General features: G+C 73.2%; 18 protein-coding genes. 10 read left to right on the top strand and 8 right to left on the bottom strand.

Going from position 1 to position 15064, the window contains the following annotated elements; genetic code table 11:
* Window positions 1-249 precede the first annotated feature (249 nt).
* From HNR10_RS27870 to HNR10_RS27850, 5 genes are read right to left on the bottom strand one after another with little or no spacing between them, the layout of a single operon-like run.
* The gene (locus HNR10_RS27870) at window positions 250-1140 is read right to left on the bottom strand and encodes a shikimate dehydrogenase (RefSeq protein ID WP_218898079.1); all 891 of its coding nucleotides are present in this window, start codon (window positions 1138-1140) and stop codon (window positions 250-252) included.
* The gene (locus HNR10_RS27865) at window positions 1137-3083 is read right to left on the bottom strand and encodes a bifunctional sugar phosphate isomerase/epimerase/4-hydroxyphenylpyruvate dioxygenase family protein (protein ID WP_179828649.1); all 1947 of its coding nucleotides are present in this window, start codon (window positions 3081-3083) and stop codon (window positions 1137-1139) included. Before HNR10_RS27865 ends, HNR10_RS27870 begins: the two co-directional genes overlap by 4 nt.
* A gap of 30 nt (window positions 3084-3113) precedes the next feature.
* Window positions 3114-4112 carry a DctP family TRAP transporter solute-binding subunit gene (locus tag HNR10_RS27860; RefSeq protein WP_179828647.1) on the bottom strand — a complete coding sequence of 333 codons (999 nt, stop codon included), beginning with the start codon at window positions 4110-4112 and terminating at the stop codon, window positions 3114-3116.
* Between the two features lie 28 nt (window positions 4113-4140).
* Window positions 4141-5415: a TRAP transporter large permease gene (locus HNR10_RS27855; RefSeq protein ID WP_179828645.1), complete on the bottom strand. Its 1275-nt coding sequence runs from the start codon at window positions 5413-5415 to the stop codon at window positions 4141-4143.
* Complete coding sequence (locus HNR10_RS27850; protein WP_179828643.1) at window positions 5412-5963, bottom strand: TRAP transporter small permease; 552 nt, start codon at window positions 5961-5963, stop codon at window positions 5412-5414. The genes HNR10_RS27855 and HNR10_RS27850 overlap by 4 nt, the downstream gene beginning before the upstream one ends.
* Window positions 5964-6117: 154 nt before the next feature.
* On the opposite strand from HNR10_RS27850, the gene HNR10_RS27845 reads away from it, so the two are divergent.
* The 5 genes from HNR10_RS27845 (at window position 6118) to HNR10_RS27825 (ending at window position 8968) form a co-directional block, all read left to right on the top strand.
* The gene (locus HNR10_RS27845; protein WP_179828641.1) at window positions 6118-7119 is read left to right on the top strand and encodes a LacI family DNA-binding transcriptional regulator; all 1002 of its coding nucleotides are present in this window, start codon (window positions 6118-6120) and stop codon (window positions 7117-7119) included.
* Between the two features lie 249 nt (window positions 7120-7368).
* Window positions 7369-7509, top strand: a complete 141-nt coding sequence (locus HNR10_RS27840; RefSeq protein ID WP_179828639.1) for a hypothetical protein — start codon at window positions 7369-7371, stop codon at window positions 7507-7509.
* Between the two features lie 290 nt (window positions 7510-7799).
* A complete protein-coding gene (locus HNR10_RS27835; protein ID WP_376769780.1) occupies window positions 7800-7955 on the top strand; it encodes a helix-turn-helix domain-containing protein in 156 nt (51 codons plus the stop codon).
* On the top strand, window positions 7946-8422 hold the full coding sequence (locus tag HNR10_RS27830; protein ID WP_218898078.1) for a glycoside hydrolase family 3 N-terminal domain-containing protein: 477 nt from the start codon (window positions 7946-7948) through the stop codon (window positions 8420-8422). The genes HNR10_RS27835 and HNR10_RS27830 overlap by 10 nt, the downstream gene beginning before the upstream one ends.
* A 231-nt stretch (window positions 8423-8653) precedes the next feature.
* On the top strand, window positions 8654-8968 hold the full coding sequence (locus HNR10_RS27825; RefSeq protein ID WP_179828634.1) for a hypothetical protein: 315 nt from the start codon (window positions 8654-8656) through the stop codon (window positions 8966-8968).
* A 66-nt stretch (window positions 8969-9034) separates the two neighbouring features.
* Here the strand turns inward: HNR10_RS27825 and HNR10_RS27820 are convergent, their stop codons facing one another.
* Together HNR10_RS27820 and HNR10_RS27815 are read right to left on the bottom strand one after the other, a co-directional pair.
* Window positions 9035-9664: a GyrI-like domain-containing protein gene (locus tag HNR10_RS27820; RefSeq protein WP_179828632.1), complete on the bottom strand. Its 630-nt coding sequence runs from the start codon at window positions 9662-9664 to the stop codon at window positions 9035-9037.
* A complete protein-coding gene (locus HNR10_RS27815; RefSeq protein WP_179828630.1) occupies window positions 9661-10182 on the bottom strand; it encodes a PadR family transcriptional regulator in 522 nt (173 codons plus the stop codon). The genes HNR10_RS27820 and HNR10_RS27815 overlap by 4 nt, the downstream gene beginning before the upstream one ends.
* Before the next feature lie 151 nt (window positions 10183-10333).
* On the opposite strand from HNR10_RS27815, the gene HNR10_RS27810 reads away from it, so the two are divergent.
* Entirely contained in the window at window positions 10334-10744 is a 411-nt protein-coding gene (locus tag HNR10_RS27810) for a YciI family protein (protein WP_218899092.1), read from the top strand.
* Entirely contained in the window at window positions 10737-11882 is a 1146-nt protein-coding gene (locus HNR10_RS27805; RefSeq protein WP_179828625.1) for an RNA polymerase sigma factor, read from the top strand. The genes HNR10_RS27810 and HNR10_RS27805 overlap by 8 nt, the downstream gene beginning before the upstream one ends.
* 6 nt (window positions 11883-11888) lie before the next feature.
* On the opposite strand, the gene HNR10_RS27800 is transcribed toward HNR10_RS27805, so the two are convergent.
* Window positions 11889-12593 (bottom strand): HD domain-containing protein, encoded by a 705-nt coding sequence (locus HNR10_RS27800; RefSeq protein WP_179828623.1) that lies wholly within the window; start codon window positions 12591-12593, stop codon window positions 11889-11891.
* A gap of 12 nt (window positions 12594-12605) precedes the next feature.
* Between HNR10_RS27800 and HNR10_RS27795 the strand changes: the two genes are divergently transcribed.
* From HNR10_RS27795 to HNR10_RS27785, 3 genes are read left to right on the top strand one after another with little or no spacing between them, the layout of a single operon-like run.
* Entirely contained in the window at window positions 12606-12956 is a 351-nt protein-coding gene (locus tag HNR10_RS27795; protein ID WP_179828621.1) for an NADH-quinone oxidoreductase subunit A, read from the top strand.
* A complete protein-coding gene (locus HNR10_RS27790) occupies window positions 12947-14140 on the top strand; it encodes a hypothetical protein (protein ID WP_179828619.1) in 1194 nt (397 codons plus the stop codon). The genes HNR10_RS27795 and HNR10_RS27790 overlap by 10 nt, the downstream gene beginning before the upstream one ends.
* Window positions 14133-15062 carry an NADH-quinone oxidoreductase subunit H gene (locus HNR10_RS27785; protein WP_179828617.1) on the top strand — a complete coding sequence of 310 codons (930 nt, stop codon included), beginning with the start codon at window positions 14133-14135 and terminating at the stop codon, window positions 15060-15062. The genes HNR10_RS27790 and HNR10_RS27785 overlap by 8 nt, the downstream gene beginning before the upstream one ends.
* Window positions 15063-15064: the final 2 nt, after the last annotated feature.

Below are 15064 nucleotides of genomic sequence, written 5' to 3'. Positions count from 1 at the left end.
CACCGGTCAGCGCCTCCAGTGCGTCGAGGTCGTGGAAGCGGGTGCCCGACGGTGTGCACAGGACGGTGACCCGCCACCCCCGGTCCTGGAGCAGGCGGAACCAGGTCGGTGGCGGTCTCCTCCGGCGTCACGGTGGCACCGGAGAGCGCGAGGTGGAGAGTTCCCATGCGCACAGTCTGTCCGCCGCCGGCTCGTGCGCGCGAGGCGGCCCCGGTGTTCCCCGCCCGACCGCCCCCGGGCGCCCCCCGGTCAGGCGATCAGGTCGTGGAAGTGCGCGAGCATGCGTTCGGGATCGGGTTCCAGGCCCGTGAACAGGCCGAACGCCTGCCCGGCCTGGAACACCGCCATCTCCCCGCCCCGCAGGGTCGGGCACCCCCGTTCCTCGGCCAGGGACAGCAGCTCGGTGCGCAGCGGCCGGTAGACGATGTCGGCCACCCACATCGGCGGGCGCAGCAGCTCCGCGGGCACGGGGGTGCCCGGGTGGTGCGCCATGCCCGTCGGCGTGGCGTTGACCAGGCCGTCCGCCGTCGCCAGCAGCGATTCGAGGGCGTCGGTCCCCTCCGCGCGGCAGTCCGTTCCCGGCACGAGTCCGCCGAGGCGCCCGGCCAGGCTCGCCGCCCTGACCTCGTCGGTGTCGACCACGGTCACCTCCCGCGCGCCCGACCCGAGCAGTGCGTAGGCCACCGCCGCTCCGGCCCCGCCGGCGCCCAGGACCACGACCCGCCCGCGCGGCGCGTCGGGCAGTCCGCGCTCCAGGCACTGGGCGAACGCCGACCAGTCGGTGTTGTGTCCGATCGCCCGCCCGGACTCGAACACCACGGTGTTCACCGCCCCCAGCGCGGCCGCGTCGGAGGTGAGGCCGTCCAGCACGGGCAGGACGAGCTGTTTGCACGGGTGCGTGATGTTGAGGCCGTTGAAGCCCAGGTGCCGGGCGGACCGCACCAGGTCGCCCACCGCCTCGGGGGCCAGGCCCGCCTCGGCGAGGTCGATGGTCCGGTAGATGAGGCGGCGCCCGAGCTCGGCCGCCTCCCGCTCGTGCATCGGCGGGGTCAGGGAGGGCCCGATGCCGGTGCCGATGAGGCCCACCAGGTAGGAGCCGGTGGCGGTGTCCACCGCCCCGGCACGCGTTCCCGCGGTCAACGGCTCGCCTCCGCTCGCTGCGCCGCCATGCGGAAGGGACTGTTGGCGGAGCCGTAGCCCGCGTAGCCGCCCGTGCGCTGGACGACCTCCAGGAAGAGCCGTCCGTCGAGCATCGGCGTGTAGAAGTGCCAGAACTCGCCCTCCCCGATCCGGTCGTACAGGACTCCGTACTCGCGCATGCGCTCCACGGTCAGCGGTTGCAGGTCCGTGCGGCAGGCGAGGTCGGCGTAGTAGTTGTCGGGGATGCGCAGCGGCTCGGCCCCGTGGTCGCGCATGGCGCGGGCGACCGCGAACACGTCCTCGCAGCCGAAGGCGACGTGCTGGGGCCCGCCGCGGACGTCCTCGTAGGGTCCCCGGCCGAGCAGGGAGGCGTTGAGGGCGATGCGCGGCCCCGCGCCGCCCCGGCTCATCGCCCGGCTGCGCACCATGCCGTCGGGAGCGGCCAGTTCGACGCCGTCGTCGGGTTCCAGGCCCAGGACGAAGCGGTAGAACAGCGAGGCCTCGTCGAAGTGGTCGAAGGGCTGGAACAGACCGACGTGGTCGATGCCGGCGAGGGCGGTCCCCGCCGTCCCGCCGTCCCCGTCCGCCGGGACGGTGAAGTCGGACCGCCAGTCCTGCCGCTCGGCGGGGTCCTGGGCGCAGAAGAACACGGAGGTGCCGTCGGGGGCGGCGACGGCGCGCAGGTCGGCCTCGGCCGGGTCGCGCCGCCGGGGCAGCGGCGGCGCCAGCAGCCGCTCCGCCCGCCGCATCGCCGCCTCGGCGTCCGCCACGTCCACGCCGAGGGCGGTGACCGCCGCGTCGCCGCTCCAGGTGTGGCCGAGCTGGGGGTCGGTGGCGTTGAGCAGCACGCGCGCGTCGCCGCCGCACCACAGCTGGACCGGCTTGGAACGGTGGTCGCGGGTGTGCCGGAAGCCGAGGGACGCCAGGGCCGCGCGGACGCCGTGGACGGAGTGCTCGGGCGCGGCGATCTCCACGAAGGCGTAGCCCCGGGCCCGGGTCGGCGCGGGCAGCCGGGTGAGCGCGACCGGGGCCGGGCGCACCGCTCGCGGCTCCACGCGGTCACCGTCCCCGGCCGGCTCCACGCGCGTCTCCACGCGATCCCCGTCCCGGGCCCGCTCCTCGCGGTCCCGGGCCCGGGCGGTCTCGTCCTCCAGCACGGCCAGCGACCGCAGGGCGTCGGCGGCCGTGCGCCGCGGGTCGGAGGCACGGAAGACGTCGTTGAAGACCTCCAGCGACAGCGGTCCCCCGTACCCGGCGGCGAGCACGTGCCCGGTGAACGCCGTGAGGTCGAACGCGCCCTGGCCGGGGAAGCAGCGGTGGTGGCGGCTCCAGTGCAGGACGTCCATGGGCATCAGCGGCGCGTCGGCGAGTTGGAGGAAGAAGATCCTCTCACCGGGGATGTCCCTGATCGCGGACGGGTCGTGGCCCCGGGACAGGATGTGGAAGCTGTCCAGGCACACGCCGAGCCCCGGGTGGTCGGCCTCCCGGACCAGGCGCCAGGCGTGCCGGTAGTCGTCGACCCACCGGCCCCACGCCAGCGCCTCGTAGGCGATGCGGACCCCGTAGGGCGCGGCGGTCTCGGCCAGCCGGCGCAGCTGCGCGGCGGCGAGAGCGTCGTCACCGACCGAGTCCGCCGCGACGCTGGAGCACACCAGCATCACGTCCACCCCCAGCTCCACCATGAGGGCGAACTTGGCCTCGGCCCGCCGGAGGTTGCGCTCCAGCCGTGCCTCGTCCACCCCCTCGAAGTCACGGAAGGGCTGGTAGAGGTCGATGGTCAGGCCCAGCGACTCGGCCAGTTCCCGCACGTCGCGGGGTGCGAGCGCCGAACCGATGAGGTCGTTCTCGAAGATCTCCACACCGTCGAAGCCCGCCCGGGACGCGGCCCTGAGCTTCTCCTCCAGTGTTCCGCTGAGGGAGACGGTGGCGATGGAACGCCGCATGCGTCACGCCTTCCTGTTCGTTCGCCGTGCCTACTCGGTCTCCTGGAAGGACTCGTACAGCTCGCGCTGCTCGCCCTCCAGGTTCTGCGCGAAGTAGTCCTGGACCCGGCTCCGGAACGCCTCGACGTCCACGTCGTCGACGATCTCCATGGCGCCGTCGGCGCGCCACTCCGCCAGGATCTCCTCCTCGGCCTCCTCGATGCAGGCGCGGTTGTCCTCGCGCACCGAGGTGACCGCGCTCTGGAGCACCTCCTGCTGCTCGGCCGAGAGCGCGTCCCAGGTCTGGCCGGAGACCACGATCATCTGCGAACCGATCTGGTGACCGGTGAGGCTGATGTGCGACTGGACCTCGTCGAAGTTGTCGCCGGCGATGGTCGGGACGGGGTTCTCCTGGCCGTCCACGGTTCCCTGCTGCAGCGCGAGGTAGACCTCCTCGAAGGCGACCGTGGTCGGCTCGGCGCCCATGGCCTCGGCGTTGGCGAGGTAGATGGGCGAGTCCGGGAAGCGCATCCGCAGGCCCTCCAGGTCCCCGGGCGTGCGGATGGGGCGGTTGGCGGTGAAGTGGCGGTCGCCGAAGTACCAGGCGTCGAGGATCTTGGCGCCGGTGGCCTCCTCGAATCCGTCGCGCAGCGGCTGGGACGCCTCGGAGTCGAAGTAGCCGAACAGGTGGTCGGCGTCGCGGAACGCGTAGGCGGCGTCCAGGACGCCGATCGGCTCGTAGGAGGACCCGAGCGCCGCCGAGCCCTGCACGTCCATGTCGATGTCGCCCGACATCACCGAGGCGAAGGTCTCGGTGTTGGAGCCGAGCGTGCTGTTGGGGAAGGTGTCGACGGAGAACCCGGCGTCGGCCTCGGCCACCCGTTCGGCGACCAGGTCGATGCCGCACCGGGTGTGCGGGTGGTCCTCGGTGTAGCTGTTGGCGAAGGTGAGGACGAGTTCGTCCTCGCCCGGTCCGCCGCCGGTGCCGCAGGCGGTGGCGGCGAGCACCACGGCGGGGACCAGGGCCATCAGGCGTGTCGTCGTGCGCATGGGGGGATTCCTCCTTGGGGAGCGGATGTCACAGGTCCAGGAGTCCGGGAAGGAACAGGACCAGGTCGGGGAAGAGGATGAGGACCAGCAGCACCGCCACCAGCGGCACCAGGAACGGGGCCGTGCCGCGGAACACCTCGTGCATGGGTGTGCGGGTCGCCGAGCCCAGGACGAAGAGCACGCCGCCGATGGGGGGCGTGAGCAGGCCGATCATGAGGCAGAGGATCGTGATCACCCCGAAGTGCACCGGGTCCGCGCCCAGCCGGACGGCGACGGGCAGCAGGACCGGGACGGTGATGACCAGCGCGGCGATGGGTTCCAGGACGGTGCCGATGATGATCAGCACCGCGCTGACCAGGAGCAGCAGCAGCGTGGGGTCGTCGGTGAGGCCCAGCAGGAGGGTGGCGACCTGCTGGGGCACCTGCTCGCGCGCCAGGACCCAGCCCAGGAGCCCGGAGGCGGCCAGGATGATCGCGATGGAGGCGGCGGTGGTGACGGTCTCCACGCCGATGTTCCACAGGGCGCGCGGGCTCAGTCTGCGGTAGAGCAGGCCGAGGAGCAGGACGTAGGCCACGCCGACCGACGCCGCCTCGGTCGGGGTGAACAGTCCGCTGAGGATGCCGCCGAGCAGCAGGACGGGGGCCAGCAGCGGGCCCGCCGCCCGTCGAGCGGCGGTACCCAGTGCGCCCGGTTCGGCCCGGCTCCCGGCGAGTTCGGGCCTGCGCCGGGCCCACAGGAACACGGCCAGGGCCAGCCCGCCGGCCATCAGCACGGCCGGGACCACCGCCGCGGCGAACAGCGCGGCCGTGGAGACCGCCGCGACCGACGCGTACACGATCGCCGGGATGCTGGGCGGCATGATGGGGCTGATGAGGCTGGTGGACGCGGTCAGGCCCAGGGTGAAGCGGCGCGGGTAGCCCGCCCTGGTCATCGCCGGGACCATCATCTTGCCCATGCCCGCGACGTCGGCCAGGGCCGTGCCGCTGATCCAGGAGAAGCCGACGCTGACGCCGATGTTGACGTAGCCGAGGCCGCCGCGCGCCCGGCCCAGGAGGACCTGGGCGAACGCGAAGAGCCGGTCGGCGATCCCGGTGTGGTTGGCGACCACACCGAGGAGGATGAACAGCGGGACCGCCAGCAGCGGGAAGCTGTTGACCTCCTGGGCCGCCGTGCGCAGGCTCAGGCCGGTGGACTGTCCGCCGACGGCCATGTAGGCCAGGCACGGTCCCAGGATCGCGAACGCGATGGGCACCCGCAGGAGCAGCAGGACGAGGATGCCGAGGATGACCAGGAGGGCGCTCATCGGTCCCCCTCCCCCGCCTCGGCCGTGCGGTGTTCGCGCTGGGGCGGTCCGGGCAGCAGGACGGCGTTGGCGAGGGCGCGCAGCGACATCAGCACGACTCCGGCCAGCGGGATCGCGTAGGTGGCGGAGACGGGGATGCGCAGGGCCGCGGTCAGCTGCGGGGAGCCGCCGAAGACGAGTTCGACGGCCTCCAGGGTGAGCAGCACGCCCACCGCGGCGACCACGAGGTTGGCCAGGATCCACACCGCCCGCAGCGCGCGGTCGCCGAGGAGCAGGTCGACCACCTTGAGGGTGATGTGCTCGTCGCGGCCGACCAGGTACCCGGCCAGGGAGAACGTGAGCCAGACCAGTCCGAGGCGGGCCAGCTCACCGGTCCAGACCCAGCCCTGGACGGGCAGGTGGCGCTGGGTGGCCTGGAGGAGGATGAGGACGAGGATGAGCGCCAGCAGCGCGACCCCGACGGCCAGTTCGGCGGCCTCCAGCCACCGCAGCGCCGCGGGGCGCGGCGCGGGTGGCTTGTTGCCGGGGGACGGGGGTCTCTCAGGCATCCGGACGAGCTCCACTCAGCGAACGGGGGCGGTATCGACGCAGGTCACGGGTGCGTGATCTGCGCCACCGGGACGTGGTGTGAACCCTAGGTTTCCGCTTCGTGTCACGACAAGCGATTGCCAAAAGTTGTCGCAACGTCTAGACAGGGACGTCATGGACTCCCCGAAGCGCACCACGATCTACGACGTCGCCCGGGAGGCGGGCGTGGCCGCCTCCACGGTCTCGCGTGCCCTGCGCAACCCCCGCCGCGTCAACGCCGCCACCCGCGAGCACGTCCTCCAGGTCGCCGAGCGCATGGGCTACCGCCCCAGCCCCCTGGCGACGGCGCTGCAGTCCGGGCGGACCGCGACCGTGGCGATGCTGGTGCCGGACATCACCAACCCGCACTTCTTCGGGACGATCAAGGGCGCCGAGCGGCGCGCCTCCGCGGCCGGGATCACGTTCATCCTCAGCTACACCGAGGAGTCTGCCGACAACGAGCGCACCCAGATCGAGCACCTGGCCCGCTCAGTGGACGGGTTCGTCCTGGCGTCGAGCCGGTTGTCGGACGAGAGCCTCTGGGAGCTGGCGGAGGAGCACAATCTGGCCCTGGTCAACCGGGAGGTCAAAGGGCTGCCCAGCGCCGTGGTCGACAGCCGGGTGGGCAGCCGGCAGATCGTGGAGCACCTGGCCTCGCTGGGGCACCGGTCGCTCGTCTACCTGTCGGGGCCGCACCAGTCCTGGCCGGCCGGGGAGCGCTGGCGCGGGCTGGTCGACGGAGCACGCGGCCTGGGCATGAAGGCGACCCGGCTGGGCCCCTTCCCGCCGCGCGTGGTCGGCGGGGGCGCGGCGGCCGACGCCGCCCTGGTGACGGGGGCCACGGCCGTGGTCGCCCACAACGACCTGCTGGCGATCGGGGTGCTCCGCCGCCTGGCCGAGCGGGGCGTGGCCGTGCCGGAGCAGGTGAGCGTGGTCGGCTACGACGACATCTTCGGCGCCGACTTCTGCGTTCCGGCGCTCACGACCCTCGCCGGACCGCAGGACGAGGCGGGCCGCTCGGCCGTGGAACTGCTGTTGGAGAACCGGTCCCGCTCCACGACCCGCGCACCCGACCGCCGGGTCATGCTGCCCTCGCACCTGGTCATCCGCGACTCCACGGGCCCCGCGGCCCGCTGAACGCGCGTCATGCGATGGTTTCGTCGACGAACTCCTGCCGGCGCTCAAGGGGTTCTTCGTCACGTCGCCGACGGAAATGCCGGTCGAACACCTCTCCGAGTCGATCATGGCTGGGGCCCGCGAGCACGCCGACACCACGGTCTACGCGGTCAGCCGGGCCGGGATGGAGGGCCGGGACTCCACTTCCGGGGACCTGCGTCTGAGCGAGGACGAACGCACCGCCCTGGAGCTGCCGCGACCTTCGAGCACGTGGTGGTGCTCGTCAACAGCGCCAACGCGATGGAACGCGGCTTCCTGGAGGAGTACGAGAGCATCGACGCCGCCCTGTGGATCGGCGGCCCCGGCGAGACCGGCATGAACGCCGTGGCACGCGCCCTGACCGTGAGGTGAATCCGTCGGGCCGCTACTTCACCCACCACCTCGAACGCATCTACACCGGCTACCGCTACCTGTCTGATCCGAGAGTGCTCCGGCGTTCACGCCGGAGGTGAATCGGATCCGAACCCTCCGCCCGTCCCTCAGGACCGGCGGCCATGGTCTTGGACGTACCGGCACTGCTCTCAGGGCACCCTCTGTTTCGAGACTCTCGACCAACTCGGGCGCCGTGGCCTTCGGCGGGAGGTTCACGAGCAGGTGCACGCGGCCAGTTCGTGTCGTAGGCGGGTGCGAAGGCTACGGGTATGCAGCTTCGGTACCAGTACCGCCTCTACCCGGACGACGGGCAGCGCGCCGCGCTGGCCCGCCTGTTCGGATGTGTGCGGGTGGTGTTCAACGACGCTCTGGGACGGGTCAACCCGGTCAAGGCGTCCAACAGTCACAGGGCACCGTGGCCGTGATCAAGCACTTCGCGGGCAACGTCCAGGAGACCAACCGCGCCGCGATGGGCCTGTACGTGTGGACGACCGAGCAGGCGTGGCGGGAACTGCACCTGCGGCCCTTCGAGGCCGCGGTCAAGGACGGGGGCGCGCACGGGGCGATGACTGCCTTCAACCGGGTGGGCACCACCTGGGCCGGTGGCAGCGAAGCGCTGCTCACCGACGTGCTGCGCGGCGAGTGGGGCTTCGAGGGCTTCGTCATCACCGACGCGGGCATCGTGGGACAGGGCCGCCACTTCGACACCCGCCAGGCCGTCGAGGCGGGCAACGACATGATCCTCGGGCTCCTCGCCGACCTTCCGGGGGACGGCTCCTACGAGGAGGAGCTCAAGTCCTACCTCGAACAGGACCGGGCCGGTACGCTCACCGCCCTGCGCGAGTCGGCGCACCACATCCTGTACTACGTGCTCCAGACGAACAGGATCTGACATGGCACCCACCTCCGACCTCCGGTATCCGGAGACCGTGGCACTCCTCTCCCTGGAGGAGAAGGCCTCGCTCACCTCGGGCGCCAACTTCTGGAACACCGAGTCCGTCGACCACGCCGGCGTGCCGTCGATCATGCGACGGCCGTCGTCGACGGTGACGGCGGAGCCGACGGCGGGAACCGGGACGGCGATGGCCGCGGGGAGCCGACCGGCGCCTACGCGGTCGGGGACGTGCACAGGGTCGGCGACGAGGAGTTCGCCGCGCTCCTGGGCCGACCGCTCCCGGCCGCGTGGTGGGATCCGGACGCCCCGCTCGGGCTCGACGACACCGCCGCGCAGCTGCGCCACGCCAACCTGCTCGGGCGCGGTGTGCTGGGGCTGCTCCTGACGGCCCGCCGCGTCCTGAAGGCGGTCGGGCGGCCGCACGCCGCGAACAACGTCATGTTCGTGGTGAACATGACGTTCGCCAAGATCGAGGGGTACTCCGGCGGCAAGGTGTCGCGGCGGTCGGTCGAGCGCTTCCTGCGGTGGGTCGGCCGGCGCTGAGCCCGGCGCCGTGCGGGTGCGGCACGGCGGTGGCGCCGAAGCGGCGGCTTCGGCGCCCCGGCCGGCTCACCCGGCCGGGGCGGCGGTGACCGGTTGCCTCAGGATGGTGCGGAGCCTGTGCGGGGCGGCCCGGCGAAAGTCGCTGAGGTAGATCTCGTGGTGCCTGCCCGCCATGCGCAGCCCCTGCTCCGGGATGAACTCGTGGTGCATCCGGGCGAGCACGTCCGCCTCCTCGTCGAACGGGCCCACGTGCAGCGTCTGCACGCAGCGGCCCTCGGACAGCGTCTCCAGGCGGACGTCGTCCAGCCGGGCGGGCCGGTTCCTCGCCCCGGCTCGTTCGACGGCGGCGGCGAACATGTCCTGGTCGGTCCAGTCCGGGACCATGATCATCAGTGTCCAGTCCCACCGCGACTTGTCGCGCGCCGCGGTGAAGGAGTCCATGTCCTCCGCCCACCACAGGCCCTCCAGGGGCATGACGACGTAGTCCCGCCCGAGGTCCCGCTTGCTCGCGAACTTCAGCTTGTAGGCGACCGGGTAGAGCGCCTCGACCGCCTCGGTGAAGGCCGGCGAGGTGTTCGGGTCCCCGTGGCCGTCGACCATGAGGTAGCGCAGATCCGGCACGTCCACGGTCCGGAAGCGGCCCGCGGCGGCCCGGTAGCAGTCGAGCGTCCGCTTGAAGTCGGTCTTGTCCGTCATGTCGACACCTCGACTCGCTCGGCGAGCCACGACCTCTCCGCCTCCAGGAGGCTCAGCGAGTACGAGAACACCTCACGCGCCGCCGTCCCGGTGGGCGACTGCGCGCGCTCGGCCGCGCCCACCGCGGCGATGCGCTCCTCCACCCCGGCGAGCCTGGTGCGCAGCGCCGCGGCGTACTCCCGTTCGGAGAGCAGCGGCAAGTTCGCCAGCCCCACCAGCAGCGGGTGCGGTACCGGTCGCGGCTCCTGGATGAGGGCGAGCGCGCCCTCCGCCGCGGCCCGCCGGCCGGCGCCGGTGGCGTGGAGGACGCGGCGGGACTTCGCCGCGGCCGGGGCGTCCGGGACGTGGACCAGGCCCCGCTTCTCCAGTTTGGTGAGCAGGTAGTAGATCGAGGAGAAGCCGATGTCGGCCCACTGGCGGATGCCGCGGCGCTCGATGACCTGTTCCAGGTCGTAGCCGTGCCGGGGCCGCTCGACGACCAGGCCCAGGATCGTGAGTTCGGCGGGTGTCAGCTCCACATCGATATTCTAGCACTAGAATCCTGATCAGAGTGGTGCTGGACGACGAGTTCGATAGAAAGTTCGCGGGGGGATGTCGAGAACCCGCGGGCGGCTCCGTCCCCCGGGTGAGCACGGCCACGAGGGGCCGTACCGGACCGAGGAGAACACGATGGCCAAGTACCTGCTGCTCAAGCACTACCGCGGCGCGCCGGAGGCGGTCAACGACGTGCCGATGGACCAGTGGCGGCCGGAGGAGGTCACCGCCCACGTCCAGTACATGAACGACTTCGCGGCGCGGCTCGTGGGCACCGGAGAGTTCGTCGACAGCCAGGCGCTCTCCCCGGAGGGCACGTTCGTCCGCTATGACGGCGAGGGCCGCCCGCCGGTGACCGACGGCCCGTTCGCGGAGACCAAGGACCTGATCGCCGGCTGGATGGTGATCGACGTCGAGAGCCACGAGCGGGCGCTGGAGCTGGCCGGCGAGCTGTCCGCGGCACCGGGCGCGCACGGGAAGCCGATCCACGAGTGGTTGGAGGTGCGCCCGTTCCTGGCCCATCAGGGGGTGACGCACTGTGGATGAGGCCCGGCTGAGGACCCTCACCCCCTCGGTGATCAGCGCCCTCGTCCGCCGCGGAGCCGACTTCGCGGCGGCCGAGGACGCCGTGCAGGACGCGCTGGTGGAGGCCGTGCGCGGATGGGGGGACGAACCGCCGCGCGACCCCGCGGGGTGGCTGGTCACCGTGGCCTGGCGCAGGTTCCTCGACGCCGTGCGCGCCGACACCACCCGTCGGCACCGCGAGGTGCGCGTCGAGGGCGAGCCGCCGCCCGGACCGGGCGTGTCGGTGGACGACACGCTCCAGCTGTACTTCCTGTGCGCGCACCCGTCGCTGACACCGGCCTCGGCGGTCGCGCTCACGCTGCGCGCGGTCGGCGGCCTGACCACCCGCCAGATCGCGCGGGCCTACCTGGTGCCGGAGGCGACCATGGCCCAGCGGATCAGCCGGGCCAAGAAGACCGTCTCCGGTGTCCGGTTCCACGAACCCGGTGACGTGGCCACGGTGCTGCGCGTGCTCTACCTGGTCTTCAACGAGGGCCACTCCGGCGACGTCGACCTCGCCGCCGAGGCGATCCGGCTCACCCGGCAACTGGCGGCCATGACCCGCCACGAGGAGGCCGCGGGCCTGCTCGCGCTCATGCTGCTGCACCACGCGCGGCGCCCGGCCCGGACCGACCCCGACGGCCGGCTCGTGCCGCTCGCCGAACAGGACCGGGGCCTGTGGGACACCCGCATGATCGCCGAGGGCGTGGACGTGCTCCAGGCGGCCCTGGCCCGCGACCGCCTGGGCGAGTTCCAGGCCCAGGCCGCCATCGCCGCGCTGCACGCCGACGCACAGGCGGCCGAGGAGACCGACTGGGTGCAGATCGTCGAGTGGTACGACGAGCTGGTGCGCCTGACCGACAGCCCCGTGGCCCGCCTCAACCGGGCTGTCGCGGTCGGCGAGGCCGACGGCGCGCGGGCCGGCCTGACCGCGCTGGCCGGACTCGACCCCGCGCTGCCCCGGTACACCGCCGTGGCCGCCTACCTGCACGAACGTGACGGCGACCCGGCGACCGCGGCCCGGCTCTACGCTGACGCCGCCCGGTCGGCGGCCAGCCTCCCCGAACGCGACCACCTCACCCGCCAGGCCGCCCGCCTCAACGCGGACCACAAGGGCTGAGCCGGGTCAGGCGGGCGACGGGTGGCCGTCGTCGTCGTTCCGACCGGGCGTCCCGTCCATCAGCTGCCGCCAGGTGGGCCACTCCGGCCCGGTCCTCTGGCGGACGAGTTCGCCGGGCATGCTGAACGGTGGTGCCTTGTGGGGTTTGGCGAGCGCCTGGCCGACGATCTCGTCGTAGAGCACGGCCGAGGCGTGCAGGCGGGGCGGTACGGCGTGGACGCGGTCGGCGTAGCCGTCGGGGAGGGCCGGTCCGTTCGGACCCAGGTCGTATCCGGCGCCGGCGGTCACCAACGCGATCTCCGGGCGCTTGCGAACGGCGACGTCGAAGCACAGGTGCAGGGCGACGGCGTCCCAGACGGCCTCCACCCGGTCGGCCGCGGCGCCTTGTTCGGTGAGGAACCGGGCGGCCAGGTCGGCGCCGTCGATGTCGAAGCGCTGATCCCCGTCGCCCTCGGGGCTGAGCCCGACGTCGTGCAGGACGCAGCCGAGGAAGAGCAGTTCGTCGTCGTAGTCGAGGCCGGGGCGCAGTCCCTTCCGCTCCCCGAGGAAGCGCCCGTAGAGGCCTGTCCGAAGGATGGACGGGGCTTCAGGCGTCCTGAAGGCGGGGGTGCGCCAACGGGAGGCCGCCCGCCTCGACGCGGACCGAAAGGACTGATCGGCGCGTTGCTCCCGGAATCGGGCGGTGGCCTCCCCTAGCGTGAGCCTCGGCACGGTAGGGGGACGATGGAGGGATTCACGGCGGCGCTCGCCCTGGCCCTGGCCATGGGCGCCCTCCTGCTGTGCGTGTACGGCCTGTCGGCGGTGGTCGGCCTCGGACGCGCCCCGGTGTCCGGAGAGCCCTTCCTCTCGGGCGAGGCGGTGTCCGAGCACGCCGTGTCGCGCTTCCACGTGCGCTGGTACGCGGTGGCGATGCTCTTCCTGGCCTTCGACATGGAGATGGTCTTCATGTACCCGTGGGTGCTCGTCGTGGTCGAGAAGGGCGCGACGGCCGTCGTGGAGATGTTCGCGTTCCTGGCCGTGCTGATGGCGGCGGTCGTCTACGCCTGGCGGGAGGGGGCGTTCCGGTGGACCTGACGGGATGGCTGCTGGCCCGGGCCCTGCCGTGCGCCTTCGTCGTCACCGCGGTCGGCGGAACGGGCGCGCGCCTGGCCGTGGAGCGCGAGCTGCGCGAACGCGGCTGGCGGCGGGCCGCGGCCCCGGGTGCGGCCGATCTCCTGGTGGTCTGCGGCCCCGAGGACCCCGATCTCGCGGACGCCGTCGACCGGGTGTGGAAGCAGATGCCCGGTCCCCGCGCCCGCGTGCGCGTGCCCGGCGCCGACGGGGCCGCGCGGCTGCTGGACGCCACCCGGGGCCGGCTGCTGGACGTCGACCGACAGCGCCGAGAGGCCGCCGAGCGCGATGCCGCGGCGCGCGAGCGGGCACAGCAGGGCGGGGACGAGGGCCACGGAGACGACGGCGAGCACGACCAAGGCAACGGTGGCGACCACGACGACGGCCACAGCGGACACGCCGGCGGCGAGGGCCACGGCGACGGGCACGGGCACGGGCACGGCGGGATGTCCATGCCGGGCGGGATTCCCATGGCGGACCGGGGCCCGGACCGGGACGGCCTCACGCTCGACCGGCTGCACGTCAACCTCGGGCCCGCGCTGACCGACTGGCCCGCCGGGCTGCGGCTGCGGCTGACCCTTCAGGGGGACGTCGTGCAGGAGGCGGAGGCCGAGATCGTCGGCGGTGCCGCCGTGACCTCCGCCTTCTGGGACGTCCCCGGCCCGGCCGCCGCGCTGGACTCCGCCCAGCGCCTCCTGACCGCCGCGGGGTGGCCCGACGCCGCGGAGTCCGCCCGCCGGTGGCGCGACGCGCTGCTCGCGGAGCCCGAACCGGACGCGGCCACGCGGCGCGGGGTACTCCGCTGGCTGCGCCGGGTCCGCCGCTCGCGGGTGCTGCGCTGGTCCACGGCCGGGCTCGGTCCGATCGACGGGCCGGTTCCGGAGCCACTGCTCGGAGACGTCACCGACCGGTGGTCGCGCCGGTTGGACGTGGTGGAGGCGGCCCTCGGAGCCGGGGGCCGCCCCGGCCGGGACGCGCCCGCGGACCGTTCTCGGACGGAGGCGGCGGAGGCCGCGAAGGCGGCGCTGGACCTGCTGCCCTCGCTCGTCACCGGCCAGGAACTGGCGGCGGTACGGCTCGTCGTCGCCTCGCTGGACCCCGACACCGAGGCCCTGCGCGCCCACGTACCGGGGCGGTCCCATGATTGAGGGTGACGCGTCACCGCTGAGCCTGCTGACCCTCCTCGCGCTGCTGGGCGCGCTGGCCTACGCGGCCGCCGCCGGGTCGGCCGTCCTCCACGCGCGCGCCGTCGGGACCGCGCCCGTGGCCGCGGTCTCCGCCCCGGCCCGGGAGTCGGCGCGGCTGCTCGTGCAGCGGCGACGGACCGTGCCGGGCGCGGACGCCCTGCTGTGGCGCCTGGGCGGAGCGCTCCTGCCGGTGGCCGCGGCCCTGGCCGCGCTGGTGGTCCCGCTGGGGTCGACGGCCGTGAGCGACCTGTCGGTGGGCGTCGTGTGGTTCAACGCGATGGAGGTGCTGGCCTGGTGCGCCGTGTGGCTGCTCGGCTGGGGCGCCAACTCCGTCTGGGGGCTGGTGGGCGGCTACCGCTTCCTGATCCAGGGGCTCTCGTACGAGCTTCCGCACATGTTCGCCCTCATCACGGCCGCCCTGGGCGCCGGGTCGCTGCGGGTGGGCGACATCGTCGCGGCGCAGGAGGACGTGTGGTTCGCCGTGCTGATGCCGGCGGCCTTCGCGGTCTACCTGGTCTCGGCGCTGGCCATGGCGTTCTGGGGCCCGTTCGACGCGCCCGTGGGGCGGGACGCGGCCGGCGGGGCGGCCGCGGAGCCCTCCGGAGCGGACCGCCTGGTGCTGCTCGCCGGGCGGTACATGCTCCTGGCCGTCGTGGCGGCGATGGCGGTGCCGCTGTTCCTGGGCGGCGGCGCGGGCCCGCTCCTGCCCGGCTGGGCGTGGTCGCTGGTCAAGACGCTGGCGGTGCTGGGCGCGCTGGTCTGGACCGGGCACCGGGTGCCCACCGTGCGGATGGACCGGTTCACCGAGGTGGGCTGGATGGTGCTGCTTCCGCTGAGCCTGCTCCAGGCGCTGGTCGTCTCCGTACTCGTACTGGTCCGTTAGGG

It is taken from the genome of Nocardiopsis aegyptia (assembly GCF_013410755.1).
Lineage (GTDB): Bacteria > Actinomycetota > Actinomycetes > Streptosporangiales > Streptosporangiaceae > Nocardiopsis > Nocardiopsis aegyptia.
Note: the sequence above shows the minus strand (reverse complement) of the source record. Positions and strands in the feature narration are given on the sequence as shown.